The sequence below is a fragment of the Paenibacillus rhizolycopersici genome, assembly GCF_014947195.2.
GTDB classification, from domain to species: Bacteria; Bacillota; Bacilli; order Paenibacillales; family Paenibacillaceae; genus Fontibacillus; species Fontibacillus rhizolycopersici.
Genome location: NZ_JADCNN020000007.1, coordinates 14,495 through 35,603 on the forward strand (window position 1 = coordinate 14,495; position 21,109 = coordinate 35,603).

Sequence of the window (21,109 nt, forward strand, 5' to 3'; positions counted from 1 at the left end):
CGAAGGAACAACGACAGAATCTCGATATCCGCATGGGAGGCAGATAACCTATGAATACGAAATTGCGTCCACCGGCAGTACCTTTGGTAACCATCGATCCTTATTTCAGCGTTTGGTCGATGGCGGATCGTCTGACAGACGATTTCACTCGCCACTGGACCGGGCGCCGTCAGGCGTTTACCGGCTTGATTCATATCGACGGCGTGGCCTGGCGGTTTGCCGGGCGCGTCGAGTCCAATCCGGAGCGGTATTATACGGAGCCGGAGGCGATGAACCAAACCGGTCTTGAAGTCACGCCGCTCTCCACCCGCTACCAGTTTGAAGCGGGAGGGGTCGGGCTGGACGTGACCTTTACCAGTCCGCTGCTGCCGGACGATCTGGAGCTGTTGTCGCGGCCGGCTTCCTATGTTTCTTTCCGCGTACGTTCTCTTGATGGGTCGCCTCATCAGGTGCGTCTGTACGTTGACGTAACCGGGGAATGGTGCGTTAACGAAACCGATCAGGCGATCACTTGGCAGCAAGAGGAGCAAGGTGGTCTAACCGTATTGCAGGTCAGCCATTCCGAGCAGAAGGCGCTCTATGTTTCGGGCGATGACCAGCGCATCGATTGGGGGACTTTCATGCTGGCCGTCAAACAAGCTCCGGATGTTCGGACCTATCTGGACAAGGCGCAGATCCGGAAGCAGTTCGTCCGGGATGGTGAAATTCGGTCCAATGAAGGCGCGGCACCGCTCGCTCAACCTCAGCCGGTTCGGGATGCCGAGTTGGTTATGGCCTCCGTGTGGGAGATCGGCGAGGTGGCCGGAACGGACGAGAAGTCCCAATTGATTGTTCTCGCCTACGACGATGTGTATGCGATCGAGTATTTTGGCCAGCCGCTGGAGGCTTATTGGAAAAAGGACGGAAAGACAATCACGAACCTATTGGATGAAGCGTTCCGAGATTACCCGGATCTGATGGCACGTTGCGATACGTTTGATGTCAAGCTGCGCGAGGATGCGATCCGTTCCGGCGGGGAGAAGTACGCCGATATCCTGTCCCTAGCCTACCGGCAGGCGATTGCGGCGCATAAACTGGTCCTTGATCCTGAGGGGCAAGTGTTGTTCATGTCGAAGGAATGCTTCAGCAACGGCTGTATTGCGACGGTGGATGTGAGCTATCCGTCGATCCCGCTGTTCTTGCTGTACCAGCCCGAGCTGGTTCGCGGCATGATGCGGCCGATCTTCAAATACGCTGCCAGCGACGACTGGACGTTCGACTTTGCGCCGCATGACGTTGGCCAATATCCGCTTGCTAACGGCCAGGTGTATGGGGAGAATGCGCTGGAGGCGCAAATGCCGGTCGAGGAATGCGGCAACATGCTTGTCATGGCTGCTGCAGTCACGTTGGCAGATGGGAACACGGACTTCGTGCTGGAGCATCGTGAGTTGCTCGCTCAGTGGGCCGACTATTTGGCGGAGCATGGGCTTGATCCGGAGAATCAGCTGTGCACTGACGATTTCGCCGGACATTTGGCGCGCAACGCCAACCTGTCGGCCAAAGCGGTGATGGGTGTAGCCAGCTACGGCTTGTTGTGCGGGCTGCTAGGCGAAGAAGAAACGGCAGAACGTTACCGCCGGGCGGCCTCGGATATGGCCCGCAAATGGGAAGGGCTTGCTGCCGATCCGAGCGCCGACAGCCATACGATGCTGGCCTTCGGCCAGCCGGGGACCTGGAGTCTGAAATATAACCTCGTTTGGGACGGCATCTTCGGGACCGACTTGTTCGGGGAAGACATGATCCGTCGCGAGGTTGCCTGGTATGTAGAGAAGCAGGAACGGTATGGAACACCGTTGGACAATCGGGCGGCCTATACGAAAGCCGATTGGTTGGTATGGGCCGGAACTTTGGCGGAAGGTCGCGAGGATTTTGAACGGATCGTATCGCCGCTCTGGACTTTCCTGAATGAGACGCGGGACCGCGTCCCGTTTACGGATTGGTACGATACCAAGACGTCGGCGCAAATCGGCTTCCAGCACCGGACCGTGGTTGGCGGATTGTACATCAAGCTGCTTAAGGATCGCGGGTTGGGGCCGAGCCGGGCCTAACACGGCAAGTGCAGTATAGTATCATCAAATCGTTCCATCCTGGGTTGCCCAGGCTAGGCAGACATCGGATTCTATTCGATTTTTCGAATAGAAATTGTCGTTACTCCCGTGAAAAGAGGATTCTATTCGATATTTCATATAGAATCGCTCTCTTGGGCCTGCTTGGTGGGAAATCTGTACGAAATTTCATACACATTCCTCAGAAATCGTCGGTATCGGCGATTTCTGTTCGTTTTTTCGCATACATCGGATATGATATCCTGAGAGTACATCTTCAAAAGGAGTGTTCATACTATGGAGCAAATCATTCCGAAAATTACGTTAAATGACGGTTTAAAGCTGCCAGTGGTCGGTTTAGGCACCTACACGCTTCGCGGCAGCGAAGGCGTGCAGTCGATCGTAAATGCGATCCGGTCCGGCTACCGCTTGCTGGATTCCGCTTATAACTATGAGAACGAAGGAACCGTCGGCGAAGCCGTAAGGCGCTCTGCGGTACCGAGAGAAGAGCTTATCATCGCGTCCAAGCTCCCCGGCCGCTACCATACGTACGATAAAGCGGTGAAGGCAATTCAAGAATCGTTGTACCGCGCTCAATTGGATTACTACGATTTGTATTTGATCCACTGGCCCAATCCGATTCAAGGCCACTATGTGGAAGCATGGCAAGCTTTGATCGATGCGAAAAAGTGGGGGCTGATCCGCTCCATCGGAGTCAGCAATTTCCTGCCCGACCACCTGGACCGCCTGGTGGAGGAAACCGGCGTGACGCCAAGCGTAAACCAAATTGAGCTACATCCGTTCTTTAATCAGGCCGAGCAATGCAAGTACCACGAAGAGCACGGGATCATCACGGAATCGTGGAGCCCGCTGGCTCATGGCAACGAGGTGTTGAATCACGAGTTGCTCCGGCAAATCGCCGAACGCCACGGGAAGTCGGTATCCCAAATTATTCTGCGTTGGCATTATCAGTTGGGGGCCGTATCCATTCCGAAATCGGCTTCCGCCGCTCGTCAACTGGAGAACCTCTTCCTCTTCGACTTCGCGCTGGATGAAGGAGAAATGGACCGGATCTCCGGCTTAACCCGTCCGGATGGACGGCTAAGAAATCAAGACCCGGCGGTATATGAGGAGTTTTAATATCGGCATCGCGGTCTTACCTCGGCGCAGCATCGCGCGGGAGACCTTGACCGGTGAGCTTCGACAACTTGAACTTCCCGGATACTTGAACCGACGACGGATTTGTCTGGTTTATCGGGAGGAGAAGACCTTGTCCGCCGCCGCTCGAAAATTCAATCAATATATGTCGAGTCAAGTTTTCGGTTAGCGCCCGTGAAATAAATGTATCCGTAAACAAAGCGAGCCGCAGAGAGATAACCTCTGCGGCTCGCTTTTCTAATCCTTCGGATCAAACGTGATTTCACTTTCACGGTCACATTGATGGACGACGGAGATGAATCGAGATCTCTCCAGCCGGTGGCATTGGCACTCCAATATGCCAATCCCGTTCTCGTTCCCGGTCCCTGTCGGCTCCTGCCGGTAAACTGCCACGCGATTTAGGTACCGCAGCAGCTCCTCCTGGATGACGGCGCAATGCCGACTCTTGATATGCACGGTTTGGGCCAAGCGCGTACCTTGTACCGGAAGCTTGATTGCTTCAAAGGCAGACAGGTAGGCGATGATTGAATAAAGGGCTTGAAGGAAGCCGAAGTGAAAGCCGGCCCCAATTAAGATCAGGCAGTTCAGCAAAAGCAAGATCCGTTCCGGGGACAACCTTCCATAGCGGAACTGGTTTACGGCTTTCTCGGCGATGTCCAAAGCCCCTCCAAAACGTAAGGATAAACCGAGCCCAAGTCCCAGAGCCACCCCGCCAATTAGCGCCGCCAGCAGCGGTTCGGCAATCAAGGAGGGGTAGGGATGGAGCACGAGGGTCCCGAGTGAGAATACCAATACTCCCATCACTGTGAAGATCCCGTAGGACCAATGGATGTTGTTGCGATGGAACAGAAGCAGCGGCAGATTTAGCAAAAACAAGAATAATCCGAGCCGCAACTCCGTCTTTAATGCCAGTAATGCGGATAAACCTGTCATCCCTCCAACGACGATGCCGTGGGGCATCAGGAACAGCTCTAAGCCGACGGAGGCAAGCATTGCCCCGGCAATGACGCCAACGGCACGGGGAAACGCCGGAAATACATGCTTCATGCCACCGCGAATCTTCCCGGAGGAATGTACTCTCATCTGGTGTTTCAAACCGACCCCTCCTTACGGGATGAAACCATCTTCAAGGGTAGGCGGTTCATAAACCTGGTAACCGGATCAGGCCGTTATTGCGGCGAAGTTTCCTCTTGAAGCTGTTGTTGCTGCTCCTTCCGCTTCACATGCCGCGCTTCGAAATGGAACACTTTATCCAGCAGCTTAAAGACATGCTTGCTCTCCTTCGCGAGCAGCGGGCCCAGGATCGCCAGGACCAGCACGTACAATGCGGCAAACGGCTGCAAAATGGACGCCAGCCCGCCGGCTTTCCCCAGATTAACTAATATGATGGAAAATTCCCCGCGGCCCATGATCGTGAGGCCGATATTCATCGATGACTTCGGAGACAATCCGGCTTTTCGCCCGGCGATCATTCCGGCGGTAATGTTGCCGATCAAGGTAATGGCTACGGCAGCCAGTGAATACCAGACGGCACCGCCAAGCTCCGTCGGGTCGATCGATAAACCGAAGCTGAAGAAGAAAATCGCTCCGAAGAAATCGCGGAATGGGATCACGAATTTCTCGATTTGCTTTACATGCTCCGTCTCCGCGAGCACGAGGCCAAGCAGCAAGGCACCGATCGCTTCGGCAACGTGCAGCGTTTCGGAGAATCCGGCAATCAGGAAGAGAACCGCGAACACGACTAAGATAAACAACTCATTCGAACGGATATTTAGTGCGCGGTTGAGCAAGGGAACAATTTTTCTGCCGACAAGCAACAGAACAAGCATATAGCCAAAAGAAATGGCGGTCGATAACAGGATGCCGCCAATCGTTGACGAACCGCTTAAGATTAAACCCGACAGGACGGAAATGTAGAGAGCGAGGACAACATCCTCGAACATAGTAATACCTAGGACCATCTCCGTTTCGGGGTTGGCGGTCCGTTTCAAATCGACGAGTACTTTAGCCACGATGGCACTGGAGGAGAAGGTGGTGATACCGGCAATCAGGAGGACCTCCGCGAATTGGAAGCCGGCTACCCAGCCGAAAATGATGCCCAAGGCAAAATTAATGGAGATATATATGCTTCCGCCAAGCACGATCGATTTGCCGGATTTGATGAGCCGGCTGACGGAGAACTCGAGACCTAAATAAAAGAGCAGGAACAAGACGCCGATCCGACCGAGGAACTCGATGAGCTCCGCGCTTTCAATGAAGCGGAAATCCAAATGTCCGAGTTCCATCGCGTGCGGACCAACGGCCATCCCGATGAGAATGTAGAACGGGATGACGGATAAACGAAGTTTAGCGGAGAGCAGTCCGGCCGCCGCAATCAGGGCGATGGCCAGACCGATCTCAAGCACGAGATGATCCAATTCAACCACTTCCATTCAATAGGATCTGTCTAATTTGTTGTTGGTGGAGCCGTTCGCCTAACACGACGACCATCGCGTCGGCCGTTAGCATGAGATCGGGTCCAGGATTGATGTGTTTTTTGTGATTTTTCTCAATAACAGCGATGATGGTCGCTCCGGAACGTTGACGGATCTTGAGCTCGCCAATCGTATGACCGATGGCTTTGTAATTAGGCTCTAATTTATACCATTCAATGATCAGATCGCCTAAAGCGACTTCAATGTTCTCCAAAGCCGTAGGCTTGTAAGTCACGCCGCCGACGATGGCCGAGACGTATCTCGCTTCATCGTCGTCCAAGGTTACCATGGAGACGCTGTCGTCCGGATCGTCGTGATCGAAATGATATAGCTCGCGTCTGCCGTCATCATGAATAATAATCGTCAGTTTGTCGCCGCTGCGAGCCTGGATCACGAATTTTTTTCCGATTCCCGGCAGATCTGTTTCTTTGAGATTCATTTGAGTCAAGCCTCCAGTTTTTAGAGTCATCATTCCCATTTTGGGTATTGCAAAATAAGCCTCATGCGTTTTTCGTTTTTTGAAAACGTGAAAGCAAGGCAGAAGGCTAGTTTCAAAACATGTCAACTTGGGTTAAGCCACGAACATACTCGTAAATTTGATGGGCATAAGCAGGAGCCGCTTTAACAGCAGGCAATATAAAGGGCGGAAACGCACCCCTGGCGCCAGCAGCAAAAAGCTGATCAGGGCCGGGACGGTATCCAGTTGATGCGGGGTTCTGTCGATAAACAGTTTACCTTTGGACATTGCATTGTTGAGGCGCAGCGGTACTTTGTGGTGGACAGTGTGATAGTCCGTTTCTAACGTTTCTTCCCCGCTGGCTTCCGCCTGAAGTGGGGTTGAAAGGAAGGAAGGCAGGGAAAAAGCCATAAACAACGACAAAATCACAGCAACCAACCAGCGAAGACTTGAGTTTTGCGTGTTCATGCTTAATCCCTCCCCTTGGACATCGAATTACTTATCTTAAGGATAGCATACCGACATCTTCCTTTTCAAAGGAAATACCGGATAAGGATATACGCGCTCGAGAGCGCGATCGATAGGAGCATTAGCGGGAAGCCGTATTTAAGGAAGCGCATAAACGAAATCGGCTCCCCTTCCTTAGCGGACATGCCTGCGGCAATCAAATTGGCACTGGCTCCAATCAGCGATCCATTGCCACCGAGACAAGCGCCAAGCGCTAGACTCCACCAAAGCGGCTCCAGGTTGCTGATTCCCATGGCCCCCATATCCTGGATCATCGGGATCATCGTTGCGACGAACGGGATATTATCAAGGAAAGAAGAGGCAATCGCGCTTAGCCAAAGAATGAGCATGGAAGACGTTAATGGGTCGCCTCCGGTCAGGTCGATGGCCCACTCGGCCAACCGCTTAATGGTCCCGGTTTCGATCAATCCGCCGACCAAGACGAACAATCCGATAAAGAAGAAGATAGTTGGCCATTCGACGTTGCGAAACGCTCTTTCCATCACATGCTCTCCGGTGAGCAATAGCAACAGGAAAGCCCCAGCCAAAGCCACGGTGGCTGATTCCAGATGGAATGTCTGGTGTAGGAAGAAGCCCAGCAACGTCAGGCCTAAGATGATGAGGCATTTCGTGAGAAGGCTCCGATCCGTGATCAAGCCATTCAAGCTAATGTTCATGATATTCTTCTGATTTTCCGGTGTCGATTGGATGCTCTTGCGGAACATCATCACCAGAAGCGGCAAAGTGGCCGCCAGAATCACGATGACGATCGGTGCCAGGTTTTGCAGGAAAGCGACAAAGGTCAGTTCCTTTACGGCGCTGCCGATCATGATATTCGGCGGATCCCCGATCAAGGTTGCCGTACCCCCGATATTCGAGGCGACGACCAGTGAGAAAATGAACGGGAAGGCCTTGACCTTGAGTTGACGGGTAATGCTGAAGGCGACAGGCACCATGAGAATGATTGTTGTCACATTGTCCAAGAAGGCGGAACCCACTGCCGTGATTAGCGCGAGCAGCCAGAGGATCGTTACAGGGTTACCCTTGGCCTTCCGGGCCGTCCAAATTCCGATATATTTGAACAATCCCGTTTCCGCTGTAGTATTCACGATAATCATCATGCCGATCAAGAGACCTAGCGTATTAAAATCGATGTGATGGATCGCCGATTCCTGGTCAATGATGCCGAAGATGATCATCAGGACGGCGCCGACCATGGCCAGAAGTGTACGATGGATTTTCTCCGAAATGATCAGTGCATACGTTAATAAAAAGATGATAATAGCCCAGATTGCTTGTTGCTCCAAATGAATTCTCCTCTCCAAGGTTGCCGTAATTCGAGGTATCTTTAGATTGCCATGCAGGGACAGAATTATGCCATTTTGGTTGAAAAAAAGGCAAAAAGAGCCCGCTACATGGCAGGCTCCTCCGATAACTCTCATTTTCTATTGTTTGGTCTAACTCACATCATTATAGACTGATTTTATTTAAAAGTAAAGGATTTGCGGGGGGAACGGCCTCCTAGCCTGTAAACCCTTGGGCTGAGCACATCCTCGACTTAGGTCTAGGTTGAAAAACCGTCCGTAGTCCGTTTTGGAAAACCTATAATCCACCTAGAATAAAGACATAAGGTTGATCAAATGAGAGGCGGTGATAAATCGATGAAAACAAATCGACCGAATGTATTCGCTATTGTACTAATTGCCCTGGGCGCTCTGATTCTGCTCGGCAAGTTGACTCCCTTCCTGGGCAGCCTGTTCGGCCTGGTGATCGCGATCGTGATGATCGGTCTCGGCTATTACGGGATTCGCCGGGGGAACGCCTTCTTCGGATGGCTGGTGCTGATTTTCGGGGTCATTTCCCTGATCTCCAAGCTGGCCTGGTTGATCGTTCCGCTCTTGGGTATCGGATTAATCGTATACGGTATCTCTTCCCTTAGAGGAAGACGGAGCTACTGATTTAAATAGCATACACGCAAAACAACTTGAAATGAGGACCGAAAGGTTAGGAGGGAAGGGTGTCATGAGTGTATTTCGTCGGGTACGAGATATTACGGTAGCTACTTTGAATGAAAAGTTGGAGCAATCCCAAGACCCGGTCAGATTGATCGACCAGTTCCTGATCGAGACGCGGCAGGAAATCGCCGAAGCCGAGAAGCTGCATTACCAATACAGCGGTCATGCTAAGCAAATGAAGCAGCAGGTGGATCAAGCCAAGGTCATGCGCGACAAACGCGAGGAACAAGCGCTGCTCGCTTTGAAAGCAGGCGAGGAGCACTTGGCTAAGCTGGCCTTGCAGGAGAAGATGCTGTATGAGGAAAAGGTGGAGCAATACACCGAATTGTACTCGCAAAGCTTGGAATCGCTGCAGGAATTGGAAGCTCAGCTGAATGAATTGAAGACCGAATATCAGGTCGTCTATAGCAAACGTCAATATTATTACGCAAGAATGGAGACGCTTCGTTTACAGCAGCGGATGAACCAGCGGATGAGCGGTTACGGCGTGCAGGATGTGCCGAAGATGTTCCATCGCTTGGAGGATCGGGTGTCCGATATGGAATGGGAAGCCCGCAGCCTGCGTGAATTGCGGAGAGCGGGTACGGATTTCGTAAACCAAGCCGGTTCCGCCATTCAATCGACTCTGGAACAGGAGCTCTCCCGCTTGAAGCAGAAGCTGAATAACAAGGGAGAGGAGTAAGATCGATGGGAAGACCTTTGTATCGTTCCCGACGGGATCGCTGGATCAGCGGTTTGATCGGCGGGTTGGGCGAATATTTCGGCATTAACGTCGGCGTGCTCCGGCTGATCGCCTTTCTAAGCATATTCTTCACCGGCGGGACAACGATTTTCATCTACTTTATCGCCACCTTGGTCATCTCCAAGGAGCCGTATCCGCCTCACGATCCGTACTATAACGGCGGATGGCCGGGCGGAGGCCCGCAGCCGGGTTACGGCCCCAAACGCCGGGACTTCTACGAGGATCCCCGTTTCGGTGCCCGCCCGCCGTTCGGAAATCCCAACGGAAATACTTACGGAACCCAGCCGCCGCAATACGGCGCGGGCGCTCAGGGAACCGGCTTCCATGCCGCCCCGGGAGCTTCTAATCTGGATTCCATGATGGAAGATATCGAGAAGAAAGCGATGAAAAAAGAACTGGATGAGCTGCGTAAGAAGCTCTCCGACTACGAGAAGGGAGAAGTGTAAAACATGGGAGTATTCAAAAGAATTAAAGATATTACGAAAGCATCTGTTAACGACTTGCTGGATAAGGTGGAAGACCCGATTGTCATGCTCAATCAGTATCTGCGCGATATGGAGGCTGAAATTCGCGACGCCGAAGTGACGGTGGCCAAGCAAATGGCCAATGAACGCCGGATGAAGCAACGCTTGGACGAAGCGGCTCGCATCTCCACGCAACGGGAAGCTCAAGCTGAAATTGCTCTCCGCAACGGGCAAGAAGAAGTGGCCCGCAAAATGCTGGAAGAGAAAATTCATTACGATCAAAAGCAAACGGAATTCGCCGAGCTGCATGCTCAATCCGAGGCCCAGGCGGCTGAACTCAAGCAACAGCTGCATGAGATGAAGGACGAATTCTATAAACTGCGCAACAAACGGAACGAGCTGGTGAGCCGTGCGCAAATGGCGAAAGCTAGAAAGCAAATGTCGCAAATCAGCAGCCTGCATACGATCGAAAGCGGCAACGCTTCGCTCGGATTCCACCGGATGGAAGAGAAAATCATGCAGTTGGAAGCCGAAGCCGAAGTGGCCGGCGTTGTCTATCGGGGCACATCGCCTTCCACGTACGTCAGCCCAGCAGATGCCGAGAAGCAGTTGAAGGTGGATGCGCAGCTTGAAGCGCTGAAAGCAAAATTGAACCCGACCGCGGAACGCGAAGAAGACAAGGAATAACTACACGTCCGTTGGACATTGTGATATTCTAAATACTGGTGAAGCCATGCGGTATGGGGTCCCATACCGTTATGGCTTTTTACAACTCTATGAACCTGCAGGGAGGTGCGGCATATGGATACACGGAAAAGGTTCTTAGCCATCGCTTTGATTGGATTTGGGGTACTGTTGATTTTCGGGAAGTGGCTGAGTTTCTTCACCATTGTCGCCCTCTTGTTTCTTGCGTTCGGCATTTATAAGATCCGGCAGGGAGAGCAGGTCAAAACCGGCTATATCTTTCTTGCGATCGGCGGAGGGATGATCCTGCTTGACCACTTTATGTTGGTCCTGGCGATTCTGATGATCTCACTTGGTTATTACTACGCGAAAATTCGCAAAACGCAGCCCCAGGGCAATTATGTACAGAAGCAAAACATCACCTCCAGTATCCGATGGGACCGCGATCCGTGGAGCTTGCGGAATACGAGCATGTGGCATGTGCTCGGGGAGCTGGACATCGATTTGTCGCTGGCGATGGTGGAAGGGGGACATAACGTCCTTATGTTTCAAGGGATCGTCGGGGATGTCGATCTGGTGATTCCGGAGGATTACGGCGTGGAGATCGAAGCGTTCGTTCTGTTCGGGCAAATCGATTTCAGCCAAGATAAAGAAACGGGCATGCTCAATCGGCTGTATTGGAAGTCGCCGAATTATGAGATCCGTGAACAAAAAGTGAAAATCATCATTTCCTATCTTGTAGGGGATGTCGATATACGTTTAACTTAAGACAGGAGGAACGTCCCGCATGAAATCGAAAAAGCCAAGCAATATGGTATCCCGCAGCATGCGCGGAGGAATTCTCCTGTCTGTCATTATGATGGCGGCCACCTTTTACGTGCTGTATACATATGGGTATTTTCACCCCCAAACGTCCTGGAGGACGGGGATTAAGGCCGGCGTCACGCTACTGTCGCTGCTGATCATCATCGGTGCGGCTTACGGCTTAATTCAGGGATATCGTCCCAAACGCCAAATTGACGGACTACGCGAAGCGCTCCTGCAATGGGAGAAAGGCAACCAAACCGGGAGCGTTCCAAAGCTCGGCGAAGATGAACTCGGCCGACTGGCCGAGCAACTGGAGCGGATCGGTAAACGCTGGGAGGAGCAAGTGTCTTCCCTTCAGCGATTGTCGACGCATAATGCCCAATTAGCCGAGCAGGCTCGAGTTTCAGCCATTGTGGAGGAGAGGCAGCGGCTCGCTCGTGAGCTGCATGATGCCGTGTCCCAGCAGCTGTTCGCCATCTCGATGACGGCCACGGCCGTAGGGAGAACGCTGGAGAAGGACTTCGATAGGGCACAGCGCCAGGTGGAATTGATCGAGGAAATGGCTTCGGTCGCCCAGTCGGAAATGCGAGCGTTATTACTTCATTTGCGGCCGGTTTACCTGGAAGGCAAGGAGTTGTCCCAAGGCTTGCGCGATTTGGTCAAGGAATTGAAAACCAAGGTCCCGATGGATTTAACGCTCGAGATGGACGAGGATTTGAGCTTAGGCAAGGGCATCGAGAACCATTTGTTCCGCATCATTCAGGAGGCGATGTCCAATACGCTGCGACATGCCAAGGCGGACAAGATGGAGATCCGGATCCACCGCCGGGGCGAAGCGGTCAAGGTGACGCTGCGCGACAACGGCATCGGCTTCGAGCTGGATGATAAGAAGCAGGCCTCCTACGGTCTGTCCACCATGCAGGAACGCATCCATGAAATCGGCGGATCGATTCAGTTTATTACCGCGCCCGGCAAAGGGACGCGCATTGAGATTACCGTTCCACTAATCAATGAAGAAAGCGGGGAAGAGATCAGCCATGGAGATGGAAGACAAGGAGATTAAAGTACTGCTTGTGGATGATCATGAAATGGTGAGAATCGGCCTGGCGGCGGTGCTGGGCACCGAAGACGGCATCGAGGTCGTCGGAGAGGCCAGCAGCGGGGAAGAAGGAATTCGCTTGGCGCAGGAATACCGGCCAGATGTCGTGCTGATGGATCTCGTCATGGAGGGGATGGACGGAATCGAAGCTACCCGGCAACTGCTCGCGCAGCATCCGGACTGCAAGGTGATCGTGCTTACCAGTTATCTGGACGACGAGAAGATGTACCCTGTTATCGAAGCCGGAGCTTTCAGTTATCTGCTCAAAACGTCGCGAGCATCCGAAATCGCTGAGGCGATCCGTGCTGCGGCCCGGGGCCAATCGGTCCTGGAATCGCAGGTCGCTTCCAAGATGATGAACCGGTTCCGTCAGCCGAAGGTGGAGGCTCCGGCTCATGAGGAGCTAACTGAACGCGAAATGGATGTTCTGCGTTTGCTGGCCCAAGGCAAATCCAATCAAGACATCGCCGATGATCTGATTATCGGGATCAAAACGGTTAAGTTCCATGTCACCAATATATTGGCAAAGCTGGGGGTTGAGGATCGCACCCAGGCGGCTATTTACGCTTATAAAAACGGTTTGGCGGAGTAATATCTCCGACAAACCGTTTTTTTTACCGGTTCAGCAATTTATAGGAGGAGGAATGAACGAGCTTCATTTCGACCTGGACCTCGTCCAGTTCCATCAAGGTGATTAGCGGCTTGCCGCGGGACATTAGCTCTTTCCAACGTGCCTGGTTATCGCGGTACAACTTCTCTTCCAAGTTGTAGATATCGATTTCTTTGGCCTTCGCCGCATCAAAGGAACGCCGGGTGTCTTGTTCAATTTTCTTCTCCGCCAGCTCATCGATGGCGGCGGCGGTGGCCCTCCTGGCCATGCCCGCATCCGCGATATAGGCTTTGACCCGCGCTCGGATACGAACCTTAGGGTGCTCCCCTTCAGTGCTTACCCCGACGTCCGAATGGCTATGGATAATGCTAAGCGTTACCGGCGTACTGTCTTCCAAGGTTAGCGTCAACGGAAATTTGTCCATTCGATCGAAAGCGATATATCTGGCGCCCTGGAGCATAGTTGGATTAACGAGTCCGCGATTTGCTCCTTGCGCAATAGCATAAGCGCCGACTAGCTTCACTTGGGAAACGGGCTTGCCCTCCCCCTTCCAGACTTCGGTCGTACAGCTTATCTGAGGCAATAACGCTGTAACCGCCGGTATCGAATAAACTAGACCACGCTGTTGCGAAGAAATACACAATGATGATGCATTGAAACAAAAAAGCAGGAATTCGCCCGAGTTGTTGGCGAATCCATTCGGGAAGGGGCTGAGTGCCGATCCGAGACGAAGCGAACCCAATCAAGCACACCATAATCGCAAAAGGTACAGCAGCAAGGAGCACGGAGAACCAGGCATCGCGTTTGGCCATTTGCAGCAACGCGGGTATGATGAAGACATGGTTGGTGATCCCGATGGTGAGCATCAAGGTCATGATGGCATGAAGTTTCGTTGGCTTCGGTGAGCGGATCATAGACTACTCCCATCTGAAATGTTCTGGCTCTTTATTCATGGTTTATTATTCGCAGAGGAGGTTCGTAGCATGCAAAACCGTAAGTTATGGAATATCGGTTTGTTGATCCTCATTTGCGCCATGCTGCTAGTTGGTTTGCAGCGCATAAAAGAAACGGGGCGGGAAGCCACCGCCCCGGGCCCGCTAGAAGCGGCGGAGTTTCAACTGGCCGCCTTGTATTCTATGGGCCAAGCGGTGACGTCAAATCCCTTTCAACTGACGTTGAAATGGCAGGGAGAATGGAGCTCGCTGCTTTCTCCGGAAGAAGCTGCCGGTGTGTTAGCCAGCCGGTTAGGATTGCCGAGCCCGAAAGCAGGATCCGTTCAGGGGCGCGCGGTTTATGAGGCCAAGGGTCATATCGAAGGTTTTCCGGCGGAGTTGGAGCTGACAAACCTTGCGGAAGGCACGCACTACGCGATGCTTCGATTGGAAGCGGTAGGTGGGAAAGAAGCGGCATTGGAGCGTCTACAGGAAGCGCAGCGGATCGCAGGGGAATCCCTGGCGGATGAAGGGGTCCAAACCGATTGGAACGCAGCCGTTCAGGGCGTGGCTTGGCCTGCAGTTGCAGCCAATGGGGAGACGAATTCCGGGGAGGCCAAGCTAACGGTCACGTTCGACAAACTGGAAGCTAAAATCAATCAAATACCCAAACTTAAATTAAAGCAGGCAGAAGAGTTTGCAGACGAGCAAACGGCTAGCCGCACCTACGTGGTTGACGCCTTCCCGATTGCTGTCCAAAGCGGCGGGCATCGCGTGGCGCTGCAATTAGCGGTCCACCGAAACAGCGGCATCGGAATGGATGAGATCACGATCGGCACACCGTTATTGACCGTGGAATATTAGTGAAAATCAAGGAGGCGAGAAGCTGGTGCGACGTCTGCTGCTGCATGAACGAAGCCGCTACTCGGAAATCTCCGTCTATGAAACGGACGAGCTGTATGGAGAGCGTGGTTTGTTTCGCGTCCTGCAATTCGCTAGCGAAGCGGTGCAGGGCGCTATGGATATGAACCAGCCCGCACGGATCATACTAGAATATCCGCGCGCGATGCTGTATCTACTTCGGCAACACGTTCCGGCGCTAGGCCGGGTGTTCATGATCGGCCAGGGAGCGGGGACGTTGGCCAGTCATTTGAAGGATGTTCGTATCATGGTGGCGGAAATTGATCCGCTTGTGGCGGAAATTAGCCGAACGTATTTCGGTTATTCGGGAGATTCGGTGCGAATCGGGGACGGCCGCTACCTGCTGGAACAGGAGAACCCGGGAATCTTCGACGGAATTATTGTCGATGCTTTTTCCGAACAGGGTACGCCGTCCCATTTGACGTCGTTAGGTTTCTTTCAAATTGCCGCGGAGAGGTTGAGTCCGGAAGGTTTATTACTTCTGAACGTGTTCGGCCGGGGAGCCGACGACACGTGGGTTGCTGCACTGACCTCGACATTGCGGGAAGTGATGACCTGTGTTCGGGTGTTTACACTGCCGACGGATCAACCTCATGATCAGCGAAATATGATGATTGTGGGTAGCCACAAGCCGATCACCTATCAAACCCACCACACGGCAGGTTTTGAAGAGATCAAGCCTCGAGCGGGGTATCTTATTCATGACAGGACTTCGTAGAAAGGTTTGCATAAGTTTCTGAAAAGCGATTGTTTTCTGAAATTTATATGATGGCATCCAAGTAGCGAATATGCTAAAATGGCATCACATCCCGTGATGCCATGTAAAGACATGTACTTGATCGGGAATTAAATGAACCATCACTAATCTTACATAGAAAGAATGAGGAGCCATGGCTGAAAATCTAACTCAGGAAACTGTTCGGCCCCCAGGGGCGGTATTTTTCATTTTTGGTGCCACCGGAGACTTGGCGCGCCGCAAGCTCTTCCCGGCCATCTATTCCTTATATCGTGAAGGCAAATTGGCCGAGGATTTCGCCGTGGTTGGCGTGGCCCGGCGTCCGCGTTCAGACGAGGAATTCAAGGACGATCTCTATCGTTCTATCGAAGAATTTTGCCGATATAAGATCAGCGACAAGGAACAATGGGCGCGGTTTGCCGAACATTTCTCCTATAAGTCGCTGGACATCAATAACGTTGATGGCTATCGCGAGCTCAGAGAATTGACCGAATCCGTGGAAACGCGATTTGGCATTCCCGGAAACCGGTTGTTTTATCTGGCGCTGGCGCCGGAGCTGTTCGGCAGCGTATCCTTTAACCTGCAGAAGGGCGGCATGCTGAGCACCAGCGGTTGGCATCGGTTGGTGATTGAGAAGCCGTTTGGCTATGACCTACAATCGGCTCAGAAGCTGAACGAAGAATTGAGCCAGGTGTTTAAGGAAGAGGAAATCTACCGGATCGACCACTATCTCGGCAAGGAAATGGTCCAGAACATTGAAGTGATTCGCTTTGCGAATGCCTTTTTTGAACCGCTATGGAACAATAAGCATATTGCCAATGTGCAAATTACGCTGAGCGAAACGGTCGGCGTAGAGGAACGCGGCGGGTATTATGATCATGCCGGTGCGCTCCGCGATATGGGGCAGAACCATATGTTGCAAATGCTCACGATGATCGCCATGGAGCCGCCAAGCCGTTTGTTCCCTGAGGACATCCGTGACGAGAAGGTGAAGGTGCTGCGATCGCTGCGGCCTTACGATTCGGCTCAGGAAGTCAAGGAATACGTGGTGCGTGGGCAATATACCGAAGGCGAAACTAGAGGCAAGAAGCTGCCGGGCTATCGTCAGGAGGACAAGGTTGACCCGAACTCGAACACGGAAACGTATTTTGCGGCCAAAGTGTTCGTGGACAATTTCCGCTGGGCGGGCGTACCGTTTTATATCCGCACCGGGAAGCGGCTCCCCGTCAAGACAACGGAAGTTGTCGTGGAATTCAAGCAGATGCCAACCAATGTTTATCTCGGTCAAAAACATACATTAGAGCCGAATCTGCTGGTCATTCGCGTGAACCCGATGGAAGGCATCTACGTGAAAATCAATGCCAAAAAGCCGGGTTCGGAATCGCAAATTGAACCGTTGGCGATGGAATTCTGCCAAAGCTGCCTGGTGGGCATCAACTCGCCAGAGGCTTATGAACGCCTGATTCATGACGCAGCGCAAGGGGATTCGACCTACTTCACCCGCTGGGACGAAGTAGCGACGGCATGGGCCTTCGTTGATCGGATCGCTGCAGCCTGGGCGCAAAATCCGTCCGACATCAGCACGTATCCTGCCGGTTCTTGGGGACCGAAGGAAGCCGATGAGCTGCTTGCGAAGGATGGCTTCCACTGGTGGCCGGTGAACGGTCAGGAGGAAGACAACGTCATTTGGATCAGTCCGAATTAATGGATCTCCCCGTCACCCGAAAGGGTGGCGGGCGAATAGAATAGGGGTAGCTGGAAACACCTTTATGTCCCGGCGAGGACATAAGGTGTTTTTGCTTAACGGAAGGACAAAATATGTTACAATAGAGAACGTGAATTTGTGGAACGAGAGGAAAGTGAGCATGAGCAAAGCATTGGACCAAGTGCTGCAGCAGGAAGTGGACAAACGGCGCACGTTTGCGATCATTTCCCACCCGGACGCCGGGAAAACGACGCTAACCGAAAAACTGCTGCTGTTCGGCGGCGCGATTCGCCTCGCCGGATCGGTCAAGGCGCGTAAAGCGAGTAAACACGCAACAAGTGACTGGATGGAAATTGAGAAGCAGCGGGGGATTTCCGTCACTTCTTCCGTCATGCAGTTTGATTATAACGGCCATCGGGTGAACATTTTGGATACACCGGGTCACCAGGATTTCTCGGAGGATACCTACCGTACGCTGACCGCGGCGGACAGCGCTGTCATGCTGATCGACGTGGCTAAAGGCGTCGAGGCGCAGACGATCAAGCTGTTCCAGGTGTGCGCCAAACGGGGCATTCCGATCTTTACCTTCATTAACAAGCTGGACCGGGAGGGTCGGAGCCCGTTTGAGCTGATGGAGGAAATCGAGCAGGTGCTGGGTATCCGTTCGGTACCGATGAATTGGCCGATCGGGATGGGCCGCGAACTATCCGGTGTTTATGACCGAATGAAGAATCAGGTAGAGCTGTTCCAGGGCGACGACCATTCCACGATCCAGGTGAAGAAGGTAGAGAGCTATAACGATCCTGTGATCCGTGAAATGGCAGGCGACTATCTTCATGATCAACTGTGCCAGGACCTCGAGTTGCTGGATGTCGCAGGCGATCCCTTTGATTTGGAGAAGGTTCTTCGCGGGCAGTTGACGCCGGTATTCTTCGGCAGCGCGGTCAACAATTTCGGCGTGCAGACGTTCCTGGACAATTTCCTGCAGCTAGCGCCTAAGCCGGAACCACGCCGCAGCACGCAAGGCATGATCGAACCGACAAACGAGAAGTTCTCGGGATATGTATTCAAAATCCAGGCGAACATGAACCCGGCCCACCGCGACCGGATCGCCTTCCTGCGCATCGTGTCGGGCAAGTTCGAACGCGGCATGTCCGTGAAGCATGTGCGTGCGGGCAAGGAAATCAAATTGTCCCAGCCGCAGCAATTCCTGGCACAGGACCGGGATATCGTTAGTGAGGCTTACCCGGGGGATATCATCGGGTTATTTGACCCGGGGATTTTCCGGATCGGCGACTCGCTTAGCCAAGGCAGCGAAATCGTGTTTGACGAGCTGCCGACGTTCTCGCCGGAGATCTTCGCCAAGGTGACGGTGAAGAACGCGCTGAAGCATAAGCAATACCAGAAGGGTATCGACCAGTTGACCGAAGAAGGTACGATCCAGGTATTCACGACGGTCGGCTTCGAAGACACGTTGCTTGGCGTGGTCGGGCAGCTTCAGTTCGAGGTGTTCGAGTACCGGATGAAAGGCGAATACGGGGTGGATGTGCAGCTGCAGCGGATGCCGTTTCAGTTCGCGCGCTGGATCGTAAGCGACAAGATCGATCCGTCCAAGTTCCGGATCAATTCGACGCTGGTGAAGGACAAGAAAGGCAATTACGTTGCATTGTTCGAAAACGAATATGCGATGCGGACGGCCATGGAGAAGAATCCGGATGCCAAGTTCCTGGAAACTGCGCCTTAATCGGCGATACGCATTAGTTAAAACAAAGACCGCCCTTGAACAGGCGGTCTTTGTTTTAGCGGGCAGTTCTATTTCAACGGTTTGAGGCTGGCCTGATCCACTTGCTGCTTGAGCACGGATACCAGTTCATTTTGTTCCGACGTATCGATATGCTTCCAGATCGTTTCGAAAACGACACCTAAGCCAGGCAACGCGGCTTCCTGAGCATCAATCGAGCCTTCGATCATCTCCCGCAGCCCCTGCTCGTCTTGGCCGTGGATTTTGTGCATAACCGCTTGACGCAGGTCGAGTGTAATGGATGGCACGTTTTTTCCCTCCTTGAAATATGTGATTGCCCGGTGTTAATTTGCCCGATCGGTTTCATGAACATGCAAGCTTGTAAATAAGCGGCTCTTTGCGGGATTGTGGTATACTAATTCGGATGAGAATTATGTTATGGGTGGTGAGAGTATGGCAAATGCAGCCAAAAAACAGTTTGCCGTCATCGGGATGGGCCGGTTTGGTTTAAGTGTGGCAACTGCACTCAGCAACATGGGATTTGATGTACTGGCCATCGATGCCGACGAGCATCATACGCAAGCTGTGGCGAATCTGGTGACACACGCGGTTTCCGCAGATTCCACCGATGAAGATGCGCTTCGTGCACTCGGGATTCGCAACTTTGATGTCGTCGTTGTGGCCATTGGCGAGGATATCCAGGCCAGCATTTTAACGACGCTGATTCTGAAGGATATGGGCGGGCCGCTTATCGTCGTAAAAGCGCAGAACGAATTGCATGGCAAGGTACTGCAAAAAATTGGGGCCGATAAGGTCATTTTTCCGGAACGGGATATGGGGCTTCGGGTGGCACATCATCTTACATCCCCGAACATATTGGATTACATCGAATTATCGGACGAGTACAGCATCGTGGAAATGCGAGTTAGCTCGCAGATGATCGGGAAGAACCTCAAGGAGCTGGATATCCGCGCACGGTTTGGTTGCAACGTGATGGCGATCAAGCAGGGCAGCAAAATGAATATTTCTCCGGCAGCAACAGACCGGCTGACGGAAGAAGACGTGCTTGTTATCGTCGGCGAGAAAAACGATTTGACGAAGCTGGAGCTGGCTTACGCGGAGTCCTAGGACAAACGGTCGGAAAAACATTGGTTGAGGATGGAGTAGGTATGGAAATATTGTCTCTGCAGAACCCCCGCGTCAAGGAATGGGCGGGGCTGCTCGAGAAGAAAAACCGGGACAAGCAAGGCAAATATTTAATCGAAGGCCTACATCTGGTGCAGGAGGCCCTTCAGGCGCAGGCGGACGTGGAATGCGTCTGCTACGACACCCTCGGCGGCATACCAGCCGAGCTGCAGACAGCGGCGTCCGCAGGGCTGGACGTCGATTGGATCGGCGTGTCCGCCGCCGTGATCGCCAAGTGCAGCGATACGAAGTCGCCGCAGCCGGTGTTCGCGGTCGTGCGTAAGGACCGCGGGACGATCGCTCCGCTCCTGGACCTCGAGCGGAGCTTGGTGGTGGTCCTGGACGGCGTGCAGGATCCCGGCAACGTCGGCACCATCATCCGCAGCGCCGACGCGGTCGGGGCGGACGGGGTGATTGTCGGCGCAGGCTGCGCCGACATTTACGGGCCCAAGGTGCTGCGCGCCACCATGGGCTCGCTGTTCCACCTGCCGGTCGTGCACGGCGACCTGGCAGAGGTGCTGCCGCTGGCGAAGCAGCGGGGCATCCGCCTGGCTGGCACAAGCCTGCAGGCGGCCGCGAACTGCTTCGCTTACGACTTCACGCAGCCGGTGTGGCTGCTGTTCGGCAGCGAGGGCAGCGGCCTCAGCCCGGAAGTCCGCACGCTGATGGACGACGGGCTGCTCATTCCGATGCGCGGCCAAGCCGAATCGCTGAACGTGGCGATGGCCGCGTCCGTCCTGCTGTATGAGGCGATGCGGCAGCGGCATTATCGTTAAGGCAAGCCTTTG

At 53.2% G+C, this 21,109-nt stretch carries 24 protein-coding genes; 16 read left to right on the forward strand and 8 right to left on the reverse strand.

Going from position 1 to position 21,109, the window contains the following annotated elements; all coding sequences use genetic code 11:
* The first annotated feature begins 50 nt into the window (after positions 1 to 50).
* From IM700_RS09445 to IM700_RS09455, 3 genes are all read left to right on the forward strand, one after another.
* Entirely contained in the window at positions 51 to 2,087 is a 2,037-nt protein-coding gene (locus tag IM700_RS09445; RefSeq protein WP_193417328.1) for a glutaminase family protein, read from the forward strand.
* A 294-nt stretch (positions 2,088 to 2,381) separates the two neighbouring features.
* On the forward strand, positions 2,382 to 3,224 hold the full coding sequence (locus tag IM700_RS09450; protein WP_193417329.1) for an aldo/keto reductase: 843 nt from the start codon (positions 2,382 to 2,384) through the stop codon (positions 3,222 to 3,224).
* Positions 3,211 to 3,411 (forward strand): LysR substrate-binding domain-containing protein, encoded by a 201-nt coding sequence (locus tag IM700_RS09455; RefSeq protein WP_193417330.1) that lies wholly within the window; start codon positions 3,211 to 3,213, stop codon positions 3,409 to 3,411. Before IM700_RS09450 ends, IM700_RS09455 begins: the two co-directional genes overlap by 14 nt.
* A 68-nt stretch (positions 3,412 to 3,479) precedes the next feature.
* Here the strand turns inward: IM700_RS09455 and IM700_RS09460 are convergent, their stop codons facing one another.
* The 5 genes from IM700_RS09460 to IM700_RS09480 form a co-directional block, all read right to left on the reverse strand.
* Positions 3,480 to 4,337 (reverse strand): YitT family protein, encoded by an 858-nt coding sequence (locus IM700_RS09460; protein ID WP_193417331.1) that lies wholly within the window; start codon positions 4,335 to 4,337, stop codon positions 3,480 to 3,482.
* A gap of 74 nt (positions 4,338 to 4,411) precedes the next feature.
* Entirely contained in the window at positions 4,412 to 5,659 is a 1,248-nt protein-coding gene (locus IM700_RS09465) for a cation:proton antiporter (protein WP_193417332.1), read from the reverse strand.
* A gap of 1 nt (position 5,660) precedes the next feature.
* Positions 5,661 to 6,155: a cation:proton antiporter regulatory subunit gene (locus IM700_RS09470; RefSeq protein WP_155606119.1), complete on the reverse strand. Its 495-nt coding sequence runs from the start codon at positions 6,153 to 6,155 to the stop codon at positions 5,661 to 5,663.
* A gap of 132 nt (positions 6,156 to 6,287) precedes the next feature.
* Positions 6,288 to 6,641, reverse strand: coding sequence for a hypothetical protein (locus IM700_RS09475; RefSeq protein WP_193417333.1), 354 nt, complete (start codon positions 6,639 to 6,641; stop codon positions 6,288 to 6,290).
* Positions 6,642 to 6,706: 65 nt separating this feature from the next.
* Positions 6,707 to 7,987 (reverse strand): ArsB/NhaD family transporter, encoded by a 1,281-nt coding sequence (locus IM700_RS09480; protein ID WP_193417334.1) that lies wholly within the window; start codon positions 7,985 to 7,987, stop codon positions 6,707 to 6,709.
* A 354-nt stretch (positions 7,988 to 8,341) separates the two neighbouring features.
* On the opposite strand from IM700_RS09480, the gene IM700_RS09485 reads away from it, so the two are divergent.
* The 7 genes from IM700_RS09485 to IM700_RS09515 all read left to right on the forward strand — a co-directional run bounded on the left by IM700_RS09485 (position 8,342) and on the right by IM700_RS09515 (position 13,083).
* Entirely contained in the window at positions 8,342 to 8,638 is a 297-nt protein-coding gene (locus IM700_RS09485; RefSeq protein WP_059041158.1) for a hypothetical protein, read from the forward strand.
* A 64-nt stretch (positions 8,639 to 8,702) separates the two neighbouring features.
* Positions 8,703 to 9,377, forward strand: coding sequence for a PspA/IM30 family protein (locus IM700_RS09490; RefSeq protein WP_155606122.1), 675 nt, complete (start codon positions 8,703 to 8,705; stop codon positions 9,375 to 9,377).
* Positions 9,378 to 9,382: 5 nt separating this feature from the next.
* A complete protein-coding gene (locus IM700_RS09495; RefSeq protein WP_155606123.1) occupies positions 9,383 to 9,883 on the forward strand; it encodes a PspC domain-containing protein in 501 nt (166 codons plus the stop codon).
* A gap of 3 nt (positions 9,884 to 9,886) precedes the next feature.
* Complete coding sequence (locus tag IM700_RS09500; protein ID WP_155606124.1) at positions 9,887 to 10,588, forward strand: PspA/IM30 family protein; 702 nt, start codon at positions 9,887 to 9,889, stop codon at positions 10,586 to 10,588.
* A gap of 114 nt (positions 10,589 to 10,702) precedes the next feature.
* Positions 10,703 to 11,353: a cell wall-active antibiotics response protein LiaF gene (liaF, locus tag IM700_RS09505; RefSeq protein ID WP_155606125.1), complete on the forward strand. Its 651-nt coding sequence runs from the start codon at positions 10,703 to 10,705 to the stop codon at positions 11,351 to 11,353.
* Between the two features lie 19 nt (positions 11,354 to 11,372).
* Positions 11,373 to 12,455, forward strand: a complete 1,083-nt coding sequence (locus IM700_RS09510) for a sensor histidine kinase (protein ID WP_193417335.1) — start codon at positions 11,373 to 11,375, stop codon at positions 12,453 to 12,455.
* Positions 12,430 to 13,083 (forward strand): response regulator, encoded by a 654-nt coding sequence (locus IM700_RS09515; protein ID WP_155606127.1) that lies wholly within the window; start codon positions 12,430 to 12,432, stop codon positions 13,081 to 13,083. Before IM700_RS09510 ends, IM700_RS09515 begins: the two co-directional genes overlap by 26 nt.
* A 22-nt stretch (positions 13,084 to 13,105) precedes the next feature.
* Here the strand turns inward: IM700_RS09515 and IM700_RS23140 are convergent, their stop codons facing one another.
* Positions 13,106 to 13,561 carry a Ger(x)C family spore germination C-terminal domain-containing protein gene (locus tag IM700_RS23140; RefSeq protein WP_272491437.1) on the reverse strand — a complete coding sequence of 152 codons (456 nt, stop codon included), beginning with the start codon at positions 13,559 to 13,561 and terminating at the stop codon, positions 13,106 to 13,108.
* 7 nt (positions 13,562 to 13,568) lie between these two features.
* Entirely contained in the window at positions 13,569 to 14,015 is a 447-nt protein-coding gene (locus tag IM700_RS23145; RefSeq protein WP_239483753.1) for a GerAB/ArcD/ProY family transporter, read from the reverse strand.
* 69 nt (positions 14,016 to 14,084) lie between these two features.
* On the opposite strand from IM700_RS23145, the gene IM700_RS09525 reads away from it, so the two are divergent.
* The 4 genes from IM700_RS09525 (at position 14,085) to IM700_RS09540 (ending at position 19,139) form a co-directional block, all read left to right on the forward strand.
* Positions 14,085 to 14,897: a YwmB family TATA-box binding protein gene (locus tag IM700_RS09525; RefSeq protein WP_193417336.1), complete on the forward strand. Its 813-nt coding sequence runs from the start codon at positions 14,085 to 14,087 to the stop codon at positions 14,895 to 14,897.
* A 25-nt stretch (positions 14,898 to 14,922) separates the two neighbouring features.
* Positions 14,923 to 15,672: a fused MFS/spermidine synthase gene (locus IM700_RS09530; RefSeq protein ID WP_193417337.1), complete on the forward strand. Its 750-nt coding sequence runs from the start codon at positions 14,923 to 14,925 to the stop codon at positions 15,670 to 15,672.
* 172 nt (positions 15,673 to 15,844) lie between these two features.
* Positions 15,845 to 17,395: a glucose-6-phosphate dehydrogenase gene (gene zwf, locus IM700_RS09535; RefSeq protein WP_155606132.1), complete on the forward strand. Its 1,551-nt coding sequence runs from the start codon at positions 15,845 to 15,847 to the stop codon at positions 17,393 to 17,395.
* A 160-nt stretch (positions 17,396 to 17,555) separates the two neighbouring features.
* Positions 17,556 to 19,139, forward strand: coding sequence for a peptide chain release factor 3 (locus IM700_RS09540; protein ID WP_155606133.1), 1,584 nt, complete (start codon positions 17,556 to 17,558; stop codon positions 19,137 to 19,139).
* 68 nt (positions 19,140 to 19,207) lie between these two features.
* Here the strand turns inward: IM700_RS09540 and sspI are convergent, their stop codons facing one another.
* Positions 19,208 to 19,444 carry a small acid-soluble spore protein SspI gene (gene sspI / locus IM700_RS09545; RefSeq protein ID WP_193417338.1) on the reverse strand — a complete coding sequence of 79 codons (237 nt, stop codon included), beginning with the start codon at positions 19,442 to 19,444 and terminating at the stop codon, positions 19,208 to 19,210.
* Between the two features lie 145 nt (positions 19,445 to 19,589).
* On the opposite strand from sspI, the gene IM700_RS09550 reads away from it, so the two are divergent.
* Both IM700_RS09550 and IM700_RS09555 read left to right on the forward strand, forming a co-directional pair.
* Positions 19,590 to 20,264: a potassium channel family protein gene (locus tag IM700_RS09550; RefSeq protein WP_155606134.1), complete on the forward strand. Its 675-nt coding sequence runs from the start codon at positions 19,590 to 19,592 to the stop codon at positions 20,262 to 20,264.
* A gap of 41 nt (positions 20,265 to 20,305) precedes the next feature.
* Positions 20,306 to 21,097 (forward strand): TrmH family RNA methyltransferase, encoded by a 792-nt coding sequence (locus IM700_RS09555; protein WP_193417475.1) that lies wholly within the window; start codon positions 20,306 to 20,308, stop codon positions 21,095 to 21,097.
* Positions 21,098 to 21,109 lie beyond the last annotated feature (12 nt).